Source organism: Saccharopolyspora shandongensis (assembly GCF_900106995.1).
In the GTDB taxonomy this organism is placed as follows: Bacteria; Actinomycetota; Actinomycetes; order Mycobacteriales; family Pseudonocardiaceae; genus Saccharopolyspora; species Saccharopolyspora shandongensis.
Map to the genome: position 1 here is coordinate 92,852 of NZ_FNOK01000031.1, position 14,955 is coordinate 107,806.

At 69.8% G+C, this 14,955-nt stretch carries 17 protein-coding genes; 11 read left to right on the forward strand and 6 right to left on the reverse strand.

Going from position 1 to position 14,955, the window contains the following annotated elements:
- Window positions 1-51: 51 nt before the first annotated feature.
- On the forward strand, window positions 52-525 hold the full coding sequence (locus BLW84_RS27940) for a GNAT family N-acetyltransferase (RefSeq protein WP_245761431.1): 474 nt from the start codon (window positions 52-54) through the stop codon (window positions 523-525).
- 21 nt (window positions 526-546) lie between these two features.
- Window positions 547-1,017, forward strand: coding sequence for a GNAT family N-acetyltransferase (locus BLW84_RS27945; RefSeq protein WP_093271107.1), 471 nt, complete (start codon window positions 547-549; stop codon window positions 1,015-1,017).
- Here the strand turns inward: BLW84_RS27945 and BLW84_RS27950 are convergent.
- Window positions 1,014-1,586 (reverse strand): cob(I)yrinic acid a,c-diamide adenosyltransferase, encoded by a 573-nt coding sequence (locus BLW84_RS27950; protein WP_093271110.1) that lies wholly within the window; start codon window positions 1,584-1,586, stop codon window positions 1,014-1,016. The genes BLW84_RS27945 and BLW84_RS27950 overlap by 4 nt on opposite strands.
- Before the next feature lie 118 nt (window positions 1,587-1,704).
- On the opposite strand from BLW84_RS27950, the gene murA reads away from it, so the two are divergent.
- From murA to BLW84_RS27980, 6 genes are all read left to right on the forward strand, one after another.
- Window positions 1,705-2,961, forward strand: coding sequence for a UDP-N-acetylglucosamine 1-carboxyvinyltransferase (murA, locus tag BLW84_RS27955; RefSeq protein WP_093271112.1), 1,257 nt, complete (start codon window positions 1,705-1,707; stop codon window positions 2,959-2,961).
- A 69-nt stretch (window positions 2,962-3,030) separates the two neighbouring features.
- On the forward strand, window positions 3,031-3,924 hold the full coding sequence (gene ehuB / locus BLW84_RS27960; protein ID WP_093271165.1) for an ectoine/hydroxyectoine ABC transporter substrate-binding protein EhuB: 894 nt from the start codon (window positions 3,031-3,033) through the stop codon (window positions 3,922-3,924).
- Window positions 3,925-3,944: 20 nt separating this feature from the next.
- On the forward strand, window positions 3,945-4,658 hold the full coding sequence (gene ehuC, locus BLW84_RS27965; RefSeq protein WP_093271115.1) for an ectoine/hydroxyectoine ABC transporter permease subunit EhuC: 714 nt from the start codon (window positions 3,945-3,947) through the stop codon (window positions 4,656-4,658).
- Complete coding sequence (gene ehuD / locus BLW84_RS27970) at window positions 4,659-5,309, forward strand: ectoine/hydroxyectoine ABC transporter permease subunit EhuD (protein WP_093271117.1); 651 nt, start codon at window positions 4,659-4,661, stop codon at window positions 5,307-5,309.
- Window positions 5,310-5,322: 13 nt separating this feature from the next.
- Complete coding sequence (ehuA, locus tag BLW84_RS27975; RefSeq protein ID WP_093271119.1) at window positions 5,323-6,087, forward strand: ectoine/hydroxyectoine ABC transporter ATP-binding protein EhuA; 765 nt, start codon at window positions 5,323-5,325, stop codon at window positions 6,085-6,087.
- A 65-nt stretch (window positions 6,088-6,152) separates the two neighbouring features.
- Window positions 6,153-6,476 (forward strand): putative quinol monooxygenase, encoded by a 324-nt coding sequence (locus BLW84_RS27980; protein WP_093271120.1) that lies wholly within the window; start codon window positions 6,153-6,155, stop codon window positions 6,474-6,476.
- 3 nt (window positions 6,477-6,479) lie between these two features.
- Here the strand turns inward: BLW84_RS27980 and BLW84_RS27985 are convergent, their stop codons facing one another.
- Complete coding sequence (locus BLW84_RS27985; protein WP_093271123.1) at window positions 6,480-7,019, reverse strand: NUDIX domain-containing protein; 540 nt, start codon at window positions 7,017-7,019, stop codon at window positions 6,480-6,482.
- A gap of 39 nt (window positions 7,020-7,058) precedes the next feature.
- Complete coding sequence (locus tag BLW84_RS27990; RefSeq protein ID WP_245761432.1) at window positions 7,059-8,516, reverse strand: HNH endonuclease signature motif containing protein; 1,458 nt, start codon at window positions 8,514-8,516, stop codon at window positions 7,059-7,061.
- Between the two features lie 460 nt (window positions 8,517-8,976).
- Here BLW84_RS27990 and BLW84_RS27995 point away from each other — a divergent pair, with 460 nt between their 5' ends.
- Window positions 8,977-10,608: a glycoside hydrolase family 13 protein gene (locus tag BLW84_RS27995; protein WP_093271128.1), complete on the forward strand. Its 1,632-nt coding sequence runs from the start codon at window positions 8,977-8,979 to the stop codon at window positions 10,606-10,608.
- Window positions 10,609-10,623: 15 nt separating this feature from the next.
- Here BLW84_RS27995 and BLW84_RS28000 read toward each other — a convergent pair whose 3' ends face one another.
- Entirely contained in the window at window positions 10,624-12,036 is a 1,413-nt protein-coding gene (locus tag BLW84_RS28000; RefSeq protein ID WP_093271131.1) for an amino acid permease, read from the reverse strand.
- A 99-nt stretch (window positions 12,037-12,135) separates the two neighbouring features.
- Between BLW84_RS28000 and nucS the strand changes: the two genes are divergently transcribed.
- Complete coding sequence (gene nucS / locus BLW84_RS28005; protein ID WP_093271168.1) at window positions 12,136-12,795, forward strand: endonuclease NucS; 660 nt, start codon at window positions 12,136-12,138, stop codon at window positions 12,793-12,795.
- 87 nt (window positions 12,796-12,882) lie between these two features.
- On the opposite strand, the gene BLW84_RS28010 is transcribed toward nucS, so the two are convergent.
- Window positions 12,883-13,665: an SDR family oxidoreductase gene (locus tag BLW84_RS28010; protein ID WP_093271133.1), complete on the reverse strand. Its 783-nt coding sequence runs from the start codon at window positions 13,663-13,665 to the stop codon at window positions 12,883-12,885.
- Between the two features lie 122 nt (window positions 13,666-13,787).
- Here BLW84_RS28010 and BLW84_RS28015 point away from each other — a divergent pair, with 122 nt between their 5' ends.
- Window positions 13,788-14,339, forward strand: coding sequence for a TetR/AcrR family transcriptional regulator (locus BLW84_RS28015; RefSeq protein WP_342743180.1), 552 nt, complete (start codon window positions 13,788-13,790; stop codon window positions 14,337-14,339).
- A gap of 10 nt (window positions 14,340-14,349) precedes the next feature.
- On the opposite strand, the gene BLW84_RS28020 is transcribed toward BLW84_RS28015, so the two are convergent.
- Entirely contained in the window at window positions 14,350-14,538 is a 189-nt protein-coding gene (locus tag BLW84_RS28020) for a hypothetical protein (RefSeq protein WP_093271138.1), read from the reverse strand.
- Between the last annotated feature and the right edge of the window lie 417 nt (window positions 14,539-14,955).

A 14,955-nucleotide genomic window follows, 5' to 3' on the forward strand; every position in this document is an offset into this window, starting at 1 on the left:
CCGAAGTTCGGTAACTGGAAGTGAATCAGTGCGCGGAGAAGACTTGGCGGCGTGACCGAGCAAGCCAGTTTCACGATCGAACCCGAACCCATCGACAGCCCCGAGGCCCAGCTGGCCCTGGGCCGCTACATCGAGGAGCTCAACGGCCGGTTCCCGGACGGGTTCGACACCAGCCGCGCCGCCCCGCCCGCGAAGGACGACTTCACGCCGCCGGCGGGGGACTTCCTGGTGGTGCGCGCCGAGGGCCGGGTGCTCGGGTGCGGCGCGCTGCGCAGCGGGGACGGCATCGCCGAGATCCGGCGGATGTGGATCGCGCCGGAGCTGCGCGGCAGGGGCGCGGGACGGGCCTTGCTCGCGGCGCTGGAGGAGCGCGCGCGACTGCTTGGATGCTCGCTGATCCGCCTGGATACCGCCGCCGAGCTGCACGAAGACCGCACGCTCTACGACTCGGCCGGCTACCGCGAGATCCCGGCGTACAACGACAACCAGTACGCCAAGCACTGGTTCGCGAAACAGGTGCGCTGACCAGGACTCTAAGCTGCGGGAATGCGCATCGAGCCGGTCGCGTACGACCACCCCGACGCCAAGCGGTTGATCGACGAGCTCCAACAGGAGCACGTCGTGCGCTACGGCGAGGAAGACCTGACGCCGGTGGACCCCGCCGAGTTCCGGTCGCCCGGTGGCCTGTTCCTGCTCGGCTACGTCGACGCCCGCGCGGTCGCCTCCGGCGGGTGGCGGGCCCAGGACGGCGACGGGCCCGGTTTCCGGGACGGGGACGCCGAGCTCAAGCGGATGTACATCGCGCCCGATGCGCGCGGGAACGGGTTGGCGCGGCGGATGCTCGCCGAACTGGAGAACACCGCCGCGCTGGCGGGCCGCAAGCGCATCGTGCTGGAGACCGGCATCCAGCAGCCGGAGGCGATCGGCCTCTACGCCTCCTCCGGCTACACCGAGATCGAGAAGTTCGGGGTGTACCGCGACGACCCGCTGAGCAGGTGCTTCGGCAAGGACCTCTAGGCGTTGCCGCCCGGGCGCCAGAGCACGTCGCCATCCGGGTTCGCCACCCGGGCGAGGATGAACAGCAGGTCCGAAAGCCGGTTCAGGTACTTGGCGGGCAGCGGCGAGGTGCGCTCGCCGTCGGCCTCCTGCAGCGCCCACGCGGACCGCTCGGCGCGCCGGGCCACGCACCGGGCCTGGTGCAGCACCGCGCCGCCGGGGGTGCCGCCCGGGAGGATGAAGGAGTCCAGCTTGCCCAGGCGCGCGTTGAACTCGTCGCACCAGCCTTCGAGGCGGTCGACGTAGGCCTGGGTGATGCGCAGCGGCGGGTACTTCGGGCTCTCGACCACCGGGGTGGACAGGTCCGCGCCCACGTCGAACAGGTCGTTCTGCACCGCCCGCAGCACCTCGACGACGTCGTCGGCGAGCTGCGCGGTGGCCAACGCCACGCCGAGCACGGAGTTCGTCTCGTCCACGTCCGCGTAGGCGATGAGCCGCGGATCGGTCTTGTGCACCTTGGAGTTGTCCGACAACCGTGTCGTGCCCGAGTCGCCGGCCCGCGTGTAGATCTTCGTCAGGTGGACAGCCATGCCGTCAGCCTAGGCGGAGCCGGTGGGGCCCGGTCGGGCGTGACAGGAAGGTTCCCATGCTCGCTCCGATGCAACCCGCTCCGATGGCGGTGGGGGGTGGGCCGTAACCTCGATGCTCGTGAGTGAGCACTTCCGGGTACACGGCGGGGCGCGCCTCGTCGGCGAGGTCGACGTCGTCGGGGCGAAGAACAGCGTGCTGAAGCTGATGGCCGCGGCGCTGCTGGCGGAGGGCACGACGACAATCGTCAACTGCCCGGAGATCCTCGACGTTCCGCTGATGGCCGACGTGCTGCGCAGCCTCGGCTGCGAGGTGTCGATCGACGGCGGCACCGTGCACATCACGACTCCGGCGGCGATCAGCCACGAGGCCGTGTCCCCGTCGATGGGCAAGCTGCGCGCATCGGTGTGCGTGCTGGGGCCGCTGGTCGCCCGGTGTCGTCGTGCCGTCGTGACGCTGCCCGGCGGCGACGCGATCGGTTCCCGCCCGCTGGACATGCACCAGAACGGGCTGCGGCAGCTCGGTGCGACCAGCCACATCGAGCACGGCGCTGTGGTGGCCGAGGCGGAGAACCTGCGCGGCGCCCAGATCTGGCTGGACTTCCCCAGCGTGGGCGCGACCGAGAACATCCTGATGGCCGCAGTGCTGGCCGAAGGCACCACCGTGATCGACAACGCGGCGCGGGAGCCGGAGATCATCGACCTCTGCGTGATGCTGCAGCAGATGGGCGCCAAGATCGAAGGCGCGGGCACCTCCACGCTGACGGTGCACGGGGTGTCCTCGCTCAAGGCGGTCGAGCACCGCGTGATCGGGGACCGGATCGTCGGCGCGACCTGGGCGTTCGCCGCCGCTGCGACCCGTGGCGACATCACGGTGCGCGGCGTCGATCCGCGGCACGTGAACCTGGTGCTGGAGAAGCTGCGCAGCGCCGGGGCGGAGGTCACCACGTCCGAGGAGAGCTTCCGCGTGGTGATGGACGGCCGCCCGCACGCGGTGGACTTCGTGACGCTGCCCTACCCGGGCTTCCCGACAGACCTGCAGCCGATGGCGCTCGCGTTGTCGGCGGTCGCCGACGGCACGTCGATGATCACCGAGAACCTGTTCGAGTCCCGGTTCCGGTTCATCGAGGAGCTGGTCCGGATGGGCGCCGACGCCCGCACCGACGGACACCACGCGGTGGTGCGCGGCCTGGAGCGGCTGTCCAGCGCCCCGGTTTGGGCGACCGACATCCGTGCCGGGGTGGGCCTGGTGCTCGCCGGGCTGTGCGCGGACGGTTCGACCGAGGTGTGGGACGTGTTCCACATCGATCGCGGATACCCGAATTTCGTGGAGAACCTGCGCGGTCTCGGCGCCGAGATCGAACGCGTGACCGACTGAGCTGCAGTTCACCCGTTCGGGCGTGACCATGGGCGAGGACCCTGCTCCCGCGTTGAAGGGGCGATGGTCATGGCGAGCAGCGGGTGGACGCGAAGAGATTTCCTGAAGGGCTCCTGCGCCGCGGTGGGCGCACTCGTGCTGGGCGGGTGCGCGCGCACCGGCGGAGGAGGGGCCGGCGGTGATCCGCTCGAAGCGGCCCGCAGCTCCGGCACCATCCAGGTCGGCATCGCCGGCGAGGCGCCCTACGGCTTCACCGACGCATCGGGCCGGGTCACCGGCGAGGCGCCGGAGGTGGCGCGCGCGGCGTTCCGGAGCCTGGGCGTCAACGACGTGCAGGCGTCGCAGGTCGACTTCAACCAGCTGATCCCGGCGCTGAACGCGGGCAAGTTCAGCGTGGTCGCGGCGGGCATGTTCATCACCCCGGAACGCTGCAAGAACGCGGCGTTCTCGATCCCGGACTACCTGGCGCCGACGGCGTTCCTGGTGCCGCGGGGAAACCCGGAGGGCGTCGCCACGTTCGAAGACGTGGCGAGGAAGAAGCTCCAGCTCGCGGTGCTCAGCGGAGCGGTGGAGAAGGACTACGCGCAGCGGCTGGGCGTGCCCGACTCGCAGGTGCAGGTCTTCGACACGCAGAACGCGCTGCTGCAGGCGGTCCTCAACAAGCGCGCCTACTGCGCCGCGTTGACCAACATCTCGCTCAACGACGTGGTGAAGAAGAACCCGGGCGCGCAGGTCGAGGTCACCAAGGGCTTCACGCCGGTGATCAACGGCAAGGCCGAGGTGCAGGCTGGTGCGTTCGTGTTCCGCTCGCCGGACACCGCGCTGCGAGACGCGTTCAACACCGAGTTGAAGAAGCTGCACGACAGCGGCGAATGGCTGCGCATCACCGAGCCGTTCGGCTTCACCCGCGACAACCTGCCGCCGGCCGATGTGACCACGGAGGCGCTGTGCGCCGGTAGCTGATCCCGGCGACGGGAGGCGACATGTCCGGGAACGTCTCGCACTTCCTCTCGGTCCTGCTGCAAGGTGTGCCGGCGACAGTGATCGCGACGCTGTGCGGCATCGCGCTGTGCGTCGTGCTGTCGTTCGCGGCGGGCCTCGGCATGCTGTCGCCTTGGCGGTGGGTGCGCGTCATCGCCCGCAGCTACGTCGAAGTCTGGCGCGGCACATCCGAAGTGGTGCAGCTGTTCTGGATCTTCTTCGCGCTGCCGCTGCTGGTCGGCTTCGAGCTCCTCCCGCTGTGGGCGGGAATCCTCGTGCTCGGCCTGAACCACGGCGCGTACGGCGGCGAGATCGTGCGCGGCGCGGTGCGGGCGGTGCCGAAGGAACAGCACGAGTGCGCGGTCGCGCTGAGCTTCGGCCCGGCGCAGCGGATGTGGCGGGTGATCCTGCCGCAGGCGGTGGTGGAGATGATCCCGCCGTTCAACAACCTGTTCATCCAGCTGCTGAAGGGCAGCGCGCTGCTGTCGCTGATCTTCGTGCACGACATCACCTACCAGGGTCGGGACGTCCTCGAACCGAACTTCACCGGCCAGACCGCGCTGATCTACCTGCTGATGCTGGCGCTGTACCTGGTGCTGTCGCTGCTGATCACGGCGGTGATGCGGGTGCTGGAGAAGCGGGCCGCGGCGGCCGTCGGCCGCGAGCCCGTCGCACCCTCGAAGGCGCTCGGCCGAGCCGAAGGCGGGGCGGTCTAGGTGATCTGGGACTGGGAGTTCACCGGACGGATCATCCCGGACATCCTGGGCGGCCTGGTGGTGACGTTCGAGGCGACGTTGCTGGGTTCGATCGTGGCCTTCGCGCTCGGCCTCGCCCTGGCGCTGCTGCGGCGATCCCGGATCCGGCTGGTCAGCGGGGCAGTCTGGGCGTTCATCGAGTTCGTCCGAAGCACGCCGCTGCTGGTGCAGCTGTACTTCCTGTTCAACGTGCTGCCCGGAATCGGCCTGAGGTTCTCCTCGCTGACCACCGGCGTGATCGGCCTAGGCGTGCACTACGCCTGCTACACCGCGGAGGTCTACCGAGCCGGGATCGAGGGCGTGCCGAGAGGCCAGTGGGAGGCGGCGACGGCGTTGAGCCTGCCCACCCGCCGGGTGTGGACGAGCGTGATCCTGCCGCAAGCGATCCCACGGGTGCTGCCTGCGCTGGGCAACTGCACGATCTCGATGTTCAAGGAAACGCCGCTGCTGCTGGCGATCGGGGTACTCGACCTGGTGGGGGCGGCGCAGGAAGCCGGGGCGGAGGCCTACCGGTACGTCGAGCCGCTGACCCTGGCTGGCATCTGCTTCCTGCTGCTCAGCTACCCGTCGTCGCTGCTGGTGCGGAGGTTGGAGAGCCGTGTCGGGATCTGATGCGGGCCACGACATGATCCGGTTCGACCGAGTGGTCAAGCGGTTCGGCGACAACGTGGTGCTGGACGAGCTGGACTTCGCGGTGCGCCCGGGCGAGCGGGTCACGCTGATCGGGCCCAGCGGTTCGGGCAAGACGACGATCCTGCGGCTGCTGATGACGCTGGAACGGGTCGACGGCGGCACCATCCACGTCGGCGAGGACTGCCTGACGCACGTGCGCCGGGGCGGACGGCTGGTGCCCGCCGACGAGAAGCACCTGAGGAAGGTGCGGAGGCGGATCGGCATGGTGTTCCAGCAGTTCAACCTGTTCCCGAACATGCGGGTGCTCCGCAACATCACCGAAGCACCGGTCCACGTGCTGGGCCGGTCCACTGAGGACGCGGAGCGGCGAGCGCGGGAACTGCTGGACGTGGTGGGCCTGGCGGACAAGATCGACGCCTATCCCACGCAGCTTTCCGGCGGCCAGCAGCAGCGGGTGGCGATCGCGCGGGCGCTGGCGATGAGCCCGGACGTGCTGCTGCTCGACGAGATCACCTCGGCCCTGGACCCGGAGCTGGCCGCCGAGGTGCTGGACGTGCTGCGGGATCTGGCGCGCACCAGCGACATCACGATGCTGTGCGTGACGCACGCGATGAAGTTCGCCCGAGACGTCTCGCACCGGGTGCTGATGTTCGACGCGGGCAAGATCGTCGAGGACAAGCCGCCCGCCGAGCTGTTCGAGAATCCGGAGCAGGAGCGAACCCGAGCGTTCCTGCGGTCGGTGCTCGACGAGGCCTGACCGGTCCTTGCCGGAGCCGGTGGTTAAGGTCCGCGGCAGGTTCCGGAGCAGTCGGGAGGACGCCGATGACCACGTCGACGAAGGTCGGCCGATTGATGGCCTTCACCGCGAAGCCGGGCAAGGGCGGCGACCTCGCGGCTGCGATGCTGCAGGTAGCGGAGGCTCTCCGGCAGGTGCCCGGCTGCGAGCTCTACGTCATCAGCCAGGATTCCGGCGACCCGGACACTGTCCGGGTGGTCGAGGCGTGGGCGGACGAGGCCAGCGCGGACGCCGCGCTGGCGGCAGCGGCCAACACCACCGGCCCGGTCAGCATCGAAGCGGTGCTGGGAATGCTGGCGAAGCCACCGGAGCGCATCGACCTGACCACGCTCGGCGGCGTGGGGTTGTGACGGTCAGGCTTGGTTCCGGCGTTCGTGCAGGAGAAGCAGGGTGTAGGCGGCGATCGACTGCGCATCGGTGATCTCGCCTGCGGCGATCATCGCCTCGAACTCGGTCCGGGAGAACCAGGCGGCGCGCATGTCCTGCTCCTCCAGTTCGCGCTCGTGCTCGCCGGAGGTGAGCCCGGTGGCCAGGAACGCCCGGCCTCGCTGGCTGGTGAGCCCGGGAGCCACATCGAGGACGCCGATGTCGACGAGCGTCTCGGCCCGCAGGCCGGTTTCCTCGCGCAGCTCCCGCGCGGCCAGCTCGGTGGGCGCGACGTCGAGCCGGTCCGGAGCGGTGCCCTGCGGGAATTCCCAACGCCGCAAACCCAACGGGTAGCGGAACTGCTCCACGAGGTGGAGCCGATCGCCGTCGAGCGGGATCACCAAGGCGTAGTTGGGCTTGTCGACCACGCCGTAGATCCCGTCCGAGCCGTCGGCCCGGCGAATGCCGTCCTCGCGAACGGTCATCCACGAGTTGGCGTAAACCTCGCGGCTGCTCGTCTGCTGCATGAGCCCATGATGCCCCACGCAGGATCCCGGCAGCCCGGATCAACCTGAGGGCGCGCTCGCATGACCACGCGACGACGCCAGGTGCCGGTCAACGATCGCGCGGTGCTGGGCGGGTAGTGCTCTGCCGCCTGGTCTGGGTGTTCGTCTAGGGTCCACTGTGGGTGGTGGGATGAATTCGGGTCTCCCGTCGTGCATGGTGATGTCCCATCGCTGGTTGTGGAGCGTGCGGTGGTGGTGACCGCAGAGCATGACCATGTTGTCCAGATCAGTGGCGCCGCCGTCGGCCCAGTGCTGGACGTGGTGCGCCTCGGGTGTTCCCGGCGGCCGGTCGCATCCGGGGAATGCGCACACGCCGTCGCGTCGGAGTAGTGCGGTGCGGATGTGGGTGGGTGCGGTGCGTTTCGCCCTGCCGACGTCCAGTGGGAGGCTGTCGCCGTCGAGGACGATCGGCAGTACCTCGGCGTCGCAGGCGATGCGGCGTGCGTTCTGCGCGGTGATGGCACGTTCGGTGTTCAGCGTGCCGGGCATGCCATCTTCGTTGATGAACCCGAGGCTCTGTTTGAGGTCGTCGAAGTCGATAGAGATGGTCATCTGCGGACGCTGCCCACCAGTACGCGGCGTCCCGTCGTGGTCCAGCGCGAGGTCCAGCAGTGCGGCGAAGCCGTCGGCGTTCCGCTGCCCCGCAGTGCGGGGGTCTTTCTCCCCGTCGATCTCAGGGCGGGGTGCGGCAAGGGGCTCGATCAGTGCGGCGAACTTCGCTCCGGTTTCGCGGTCCAGTTTGGCTTTGATGACGGTCATGCCATCCCGGGCGGTCGCGTAGTGAAGTTCGCGTGCTTCGTGCTGGTTTTCCTCGTTGCGGTAGGCGCCGTCTTGGTCGAGGAGGTAACGGATGCGTTCGGCGAGTTTCTCCAGCTCCCTCGGCGACATCGTCCGCGCATACCCGGCGAGAGTCGCCTCGACCTCGGCGACCTGGTGACAGCGGGCGTACTCGGGTAGGCGCCGGATGCCGTTGACGATGACACGCGCGTGCTCCAGCCCGATCGCACCCTCAGACATGGCGTGAGCCGTCTCGGGCATGTCGGGCGGCATGGTCTCGCCATACAAACTCCGCCGGTCTTCAACGTTCCGGGCGACCGTGACGCGGGTTTTCGCGTCACGCGGATCGATGTTGAGCAGCCCCTGCAACCAGACCTGAAGTGATCGGGCGGTGGTGTCGGTGTGGATGGCGCGGTGGTCGGCTTCGGCGATGCATTGCAGCTGTTCCCACATCAGCACCCGCATCTCCTTCTCCAGTTCTTGGATGCGGGCAGCGAGTTCGGCGTCGGTGCAGGACACCGCCGACCACGGACCAGCAAGGTCCCCGGTCGAATCCTGGATATGAGTCAGCGGTGTCATGCCTCCATTGTCCCGAACTCGAACACGCGTTCGCACGTTTTTTAAGGTCGCTTGATCAGGTGAAACCCACGGCCACAGGAAGCGAAAGCCGCGCCATGTCAAGGAAAAGGGTCACGACACGCCGAAGGCCACCACAGCCACCACCAAACCCCGACCATGCGCGCCATACCCGACGACCAGGGGCCAGTTCCCAACGAAATCGCGCCATCCCCGCGCGGCCCGAGCCCAGCAACGGATCAACCCGAAGCCAAACCCCACCAGCCCCAGCCGCTCCGAAAAACCCGTCCGGCAGCGCAAGCCGCGAACGAGCCAGCCCACTCTGGGCCATCCCCGCGATAAAAAGCCGAACCGGGGCTGCGGGCCGGATGTCAAGCCTGAAACCCCGAAGGGGCGGCCGCCAGGCCGGGCTTGACCTCCGGAACGCAGCCCCCACCCTCCACCGATCGCGGGGATGGCCCCAGAACACGCCGAACCTCCAAAGGTCCCCACCCCACCCCAAACCCGGCGAACCGAACGACGAGCTGAGAACCTCGGACCACGACCCGAGCCAAGAGGAGCCCGAGTGCCCCACTCCTGGTGGCGAAGCGCGGTGACCTACCAGATCTACCCCCGCAGCTTCGCCGACTCGAACGCCGACGGGATCGGCGATCTCCCGGGGCTGACGTCCAGGTTGGACCACCTCGCCTGGCTGGGCGTGGACGCGATCTGGTTGACCCCCTGCTACCCGTCGCGGTGGGTCGACGGCGGCTACGACATCACCGACCACCGCGACATCGATCCGAGCCTGGGCAGCCTGCGGGACTTCGATCGGATGGTGGCCGCCGCGCACGAGCTCGGCATCCGGGTGCTGATCGACCTCGTGCCGAACCACACCTCGGACCGACACGAGTGGTTCCGGCGAGCCCTGGCCGCCGGGCCCGGTTCCCCGGAGCGCGACCGGTACGTCTTCCGCAACGGCAGGGGACCGGGCGGAACGCGTCCGCCGAGCGGCTGGGAGTCGCGGTTCGGCGGCAGCGCCTGGACGCGGGTGGCGGACGGCCAGTGGTACCTGCATCTGTTCGCCCCCGAGCAGCCCGACCTCAACTGGGCGAACCCGGAGGTGCGCGCCGAGTTCCTGGACATCCTGCGGTTCTGGGGGCGCCGCGGTGTCGACGGTTTCCGGGTGGACGTGGCCGCGGCGCTGGTCAAGGACCTGCGCGAGCCGTTGCGGGAGGTCGTCGGCGGGGAGGGCAGCACCGGGCTGGACGACTTCGCCGCCAACCCCGACCACCCGTTCCTGGACCGGCCCGAGGTGCACGACGTGTATCGCGAGTGGAACCGGGTGTTCCACGAGTTCGACCCGCCGCTGGTCGGGGTGGCCGAGGTGTGGGCGCGCAGCGACCGGCGGATCCGCTACATCCGGCCTGGCGAACTGCAGCAGGCCTTCGACTTCGAGTTCCTGCGGGTGCGCTGGCGGGCGTCGGAGTACCGGCGGATCGTGTCGGGGTCGATCGCGGGTGCATCGTCGGTGGGAGCCGTGGCGACCTGGGTGCTGGCCAACCACGACGTGGTGCGGCAGGTGTCCGCGCTGGGGCTGCCCGCCGACGTCGACCCGCGGGTCTGGCTGGCGTCGGGCGGCACCGAACCGCCCGCGGACCTGGAGTTGGGCACCAGACGGGCCCGTGCGGCGATCTTGTTCGCGCTCGCCTTGCCCGGTTCCGCGTTCCTGTACCAGGGCGAGGAGCTCGGGCTGCCGGAGGTCGCGGACTTGCCCGCGGAGGTCTTGCGGGACCCGAAGTGGGCGCATTCCCGGCACAAGGTGAAGGGGCGCGATGGCTGCCGGGTGCCGCTGCCGTGGACCCGCGGCGGGGTTTCCTTCGGGTTCGGTGACGCGCCGCCGTGGCTTCCGCAACCCGCAGACTGGGGCGGCTACTCGGTGGAGGCGCAGCGCGGTGACCCCGGCTCGATGCTGGAGCTCTACCGCGCCGCGCTGCGGCTTCGGCGCGGGTTCAGCGGCGATGAGAGGTTCGGCTGGGACGACCGCCACGACGCCGGCGACGTACTGGCGTTCCGGCGGGGCGGCGACGTCCTGGTCCTGGTCAACACCGGCCCCACGGCCGTCCCGCTCCCGCCGGGTGAGGGCCTGCTGTCGAGCGCCCCGCTCGAAGCGGGCTTCCTCCCCGCCGACACCACCGCCTGGCTACGCCTGCCCTGACGAGAGCATGGCTGCTCACTTCGCGGGTTCGGTGTCGCTCTCGTTGAGCCGGGACCTGCGGCGGCCGTAGCCGAAGTACACCGCCAGGCCGATGGCCGACCAGATCGCGAAGGTCACCCAGGTGACCGCGTCGAGGCCGAAGATCAGGTACACGCACAGGGCGAGGCCGAGCAGCGGCACCACCGGCATCAGCGGGGTGCGGAAGCTGCGCGGCAGGTCGGGCCGGGTGCGGCGGAGCACCAGCACGCCGATGTTGACCAGCCCGAATGCGACCAGGGTGCCGATGCTGGTGGCCTCGGCGAGCTGGTTGAGCGGCACGACGGCGGCGAGCAGCGCCACCACGGTGCCGACCACCACGGTGTTGCGGGCGGGCACCGCGCGCCGGTTCACCTTGGACAGCGTTCCCGGCATCAGGCCGTCGCGGGACATCGCCACCAGGATCCGGGTCTGCCCGTACAGCACGGTCAGCACGACCGAGGCGATGGCGACGACCGCGCCGAACGCGAGCACCACCGAGGGCCAGCCCTGGCCGGTCACGATGCGCAGCGCGGCGGCCAGCGAGGCGTCGGATTCGCCGAGCGCGCCGACGCCCACCGCGCCGACGGCGGCGAAGGCGACCAGCACGTAGATGGCGGTGACGATGGCCAGTGACAGGATGATCGCGCGGGGCAGGTCGCGGGCCGGGTTGCGGGCTTCCTCGCCGGCGGTGGACGCCGCGTCGAAGCCGATGAACGAGAAGAACACCGCCGAGGCGCCCACGGAGATGCCGGCGAATCCGGCCGGGGCGAACGGCGTCATGTTCTCGGAGCGGAACGCCGTGATCGCCACGGCGAAGAAGAACACCAGCACCGCGATCTTCAGCAGGGTGGTGATCGTGGTGGCTCGGGCGCTCTCCCGCACGCCCAGCAGCAGGACGCCCATGGCGAGCAGCACGACCAGCGCCGCCGGGAAGTTGAACACGCCGCCGTCGCCGGGCGGCGCGGCGAAGATCTCGGGGATGGTGACGCCGATGGTGCCCTGCAGGAACTCGTTCAGGTAGCCGCCCCAGCCGACCGCGACCGCGGCGACCGACACCCCGTACTCCAGCAGCAGGCACCAGCCGCAGATCCAGGCGACGAGCTCGCCGAGCGTGGCGTAGGTGTAGGAGTAGGCCGAACCGGACACCGGCACGCTGCCCGCGAGCTCGGCATAGGACAGCGCGGAGCAGAGCGCGGCCACACCGGCCAGCACGAACGAGACGACCACGGCGGGACCTGCGGCGGGCGCGGCTTCGGCGAGCACCACGAAGATCCCGGTGCCGAGGGTCGCGCCGACCGACAGCGCCACGAGCGGTACCAGGCCGAGGGTCCGGCGCAGCTGGGAGTGCGAGCCGTCGTCGGCGAGTTGCTCGGCGGGTTTGACGCGCAGCAGGGTTCGGGCGAATGACACGGGGCGTAACGGTATCTCGCTCAGTGGGAAGATCGAGGTCCGGCCCGGTCCGCCCCGGGGGTGCTCGACTTCTGGATCGACGCCCGTACTCTGTGCCGGGTGCGACTTGTCATTGCCCGCTGCCAGGTGGATTACGTCGGCCGGCTCACCGCGCACCTGCCCATGGCGCAGCGCCTGCTGCTGGTGAAGGCCGATGGGTCGGTGTCGGTCCACTCCGACGACCGCGCCTACAAGCCGTTGAACTGGATGAGCCCGCCGTGCTGGCTGATCGAGGATCCCGGCGTGTGGACCGTGCAGAACAAGGCCGGCGAGAAGCTGGTGATCAGCATCGAAGAGGTGCTGCACGACTCCAAGCACGAGCTGGGCGTGGAGCCGGGCCTGGTCAAGGACGGCGTCGAGGCGCACCTGCAGGAGCTGCTCGCCGCGCACGTCACGACCCTCGGTGACGGTTGGTCGCTGGTGCGCCGCGAGTTCCCGACCGCGATCGGCCCGGTGGACCTGATGTGCCGGGACGCCGCCGGGGCGAGCGTGGCGGTCGAGATCAAGCGGCGCGGCGAGATCGACGGCGTCGAGCAGCTGACCCGCTACCTGGAGCTGCTGAACCGGGATCCGCTGCTGGCGCCGGTGGCCGGGGTGTTCGCGGCGCAGCAGATCAAGCCGCAGGCCCGCACCCTGGCCGAGGACCGCGGGATCCGCTGCGTGGTGCTGGACTACGACCAGCTGCGCGGCATCGAGCCGGACGAGTACCGGCTGTTCTGATCTGCATCTTTCGGGTCACCCGCGGGCGTTCTTGGCCCGCGGGTGACAGGAAGGTTCCCATGCTCACCCGGCGCGAGGCGGCCTTGATCAGGCGGTTTTGATCGCGTTGCCGTCGACGAAGTGGTCGGCGCCCGCGGTGCTCGCCGCGTGCGGGGAGGCCAGGAAGGCGACCAGCGCGGCGACCTCCGCCGGTTCGACGAACCGGCCGGTGGCCATGCCCGCTTCGGCGGGGAGCTGGGCGAGCAGTTGGTCGAGGGGGACGCCTAGCGCTTCGGCCATCGCCGCGCCGTGCCCGTCCGCCGCTTCCCACATCGCCGTGCGCGTCAGTCCGGGGGAGACGGTGTTGACCCGCACGCCCTGCGGCCCGATCTCTGCGGCGAGCGCCTTGCCGAAGGCGGTCAGCGCCGCCTTGGCGGTGGTGTAGGGCATCGGTCCGGAGTGCGGCACCCGGGCGCCGATCGACGAGATGTTGATGATCGAGCCGCGGCGGCGCAGCAGGCTCGGCAGCGCCGCGCGGGTGGTGTGGACCGCGCTGAAGAAGTTCAGGTCGAAGGTCCGCTGCCACTCGTCTTCGGTGAGGTCGGCGAAGCCGGCGACCAGTCCGCCGTCGCCGCCGCCGACGTTGTTGACGAGCAGGTCCAGGTCGCCCACGTCGGCGAGGGCCTGTTCGACGAGGCTAGCCGGGCCGTCCGGTGTGGACAGGTCGGCGGTGCGGCCGATCGCGCCGGTCGCCGCGAGTTCCGGCGTGATCGTGCGCGCCGCGGCGACGACCCGCACGCCTTCGGCGGCGAGCGCGGACACGACCGCCAGCCCGATGCCGCGGCTGGCGCCCGTCACGAGCGCGGTCTTCCCGGTCAACTGCAGGTCCATAGCCCTGACTCCCTGTTGCGTCATTGGTGACGCAACAGACCATATAGATGCGACATAACTGTCGCAAGTAACTTCTGAACTAGTACTCCCGTGTAGTGTTTCGGTGGTTCTGGGAGGTGGCTGTGGCACAAGCGATGCGTGCGGACTCCGAGCGGACCGCGCGGGGGATCCTGGAGGCGGCACAGCGCGTGCTCCGCGAGGACCCGGCGGCGTCGATGGGGCAGATCGCCGAGGCGGCCGGGGTCGCGCGCACGACGGTGCACCGGCGCTTCGCCAGCCGGGAGGCGCTGGTGGAGGCGATGGCCACCTGGGCGGCCGAGCAGTTCCGCGACGCGGTCGAGGCCTCGCGCCCGGCCGCCGCGCCGCCGCTGGTCGCGCTGCACCAGGTCACCGCGAACGTGTTGCGGGTGAAGGTGGACTGGGGATTCGCGATGAGCCGGGCGGTCACCGGCGAGGTCGAGCGCATCCACGGAGAGGTGCGGCAGGCTTGCATCGGGCTGATGGAACGCGCCAGGGACGCCGGCGTGCTGCGCGCGGACGTCGACCTGGAGTGGGTGCGGCGGGTCTACTACGCGCTGATCCACGAGGCCGCTGAGGAGGGCAAGGCGGGCGCCGGCACCGACGAGATGGCCGCACTCGTCGTCGACACCCTGCTGAAAGGCGTTGGCGCGTAGCGGATTCGCGTCAGCCGCGGTCCGACTTGCCGTGGCAGCACGGCCGCAGCCGCGTGGTGGTCCACGGCGTCAGCAGCCGGGCCAGGTTCCGCCAGAACTGGTCCGATCGGTCGCGGACGCGCTGCGCGTCCTTCTCGGGCCGGTCGTTCGGGTCCGTCGCCAGTCCGTCGATGATCGCCAGATCGATCCGGGCGTTCACAGCTCCACCCCCGTCGCTGCGCATGTGCCAACAGTGACGGTACCGGTCACATTCCGTTGTGGGGAGCGGATTTTCGCATATCACTCGCATGGCCCTGCCGGGTCGCGCCGCTCGTCACGCCCCGTGTGTCGCGCGGCGTGCGAACGGGCTGCCCGTCCGGCGGGAGTCGCCTGATCGATTTAGTGTCGAGTTCCAACGAAATGATATCGGAGCAATGTGATCCGCCCCGCTGTGCGGTACTGTCCGGCTGCTGTCGCGAGTGTGGTGGTTGTCGTTTGACTTTGTTGGGTCTGGAGGTGGCGTGGCGGTGTTGCTAGCCCGGGGTCAGCTGCTGGACGCCAACGCGGTGGATTTTGCGTTGTTGGCGTTGTACTTCGTTTTTGTGCTGGGTATCGGTTATCTGGCGCGGCGTGCGGT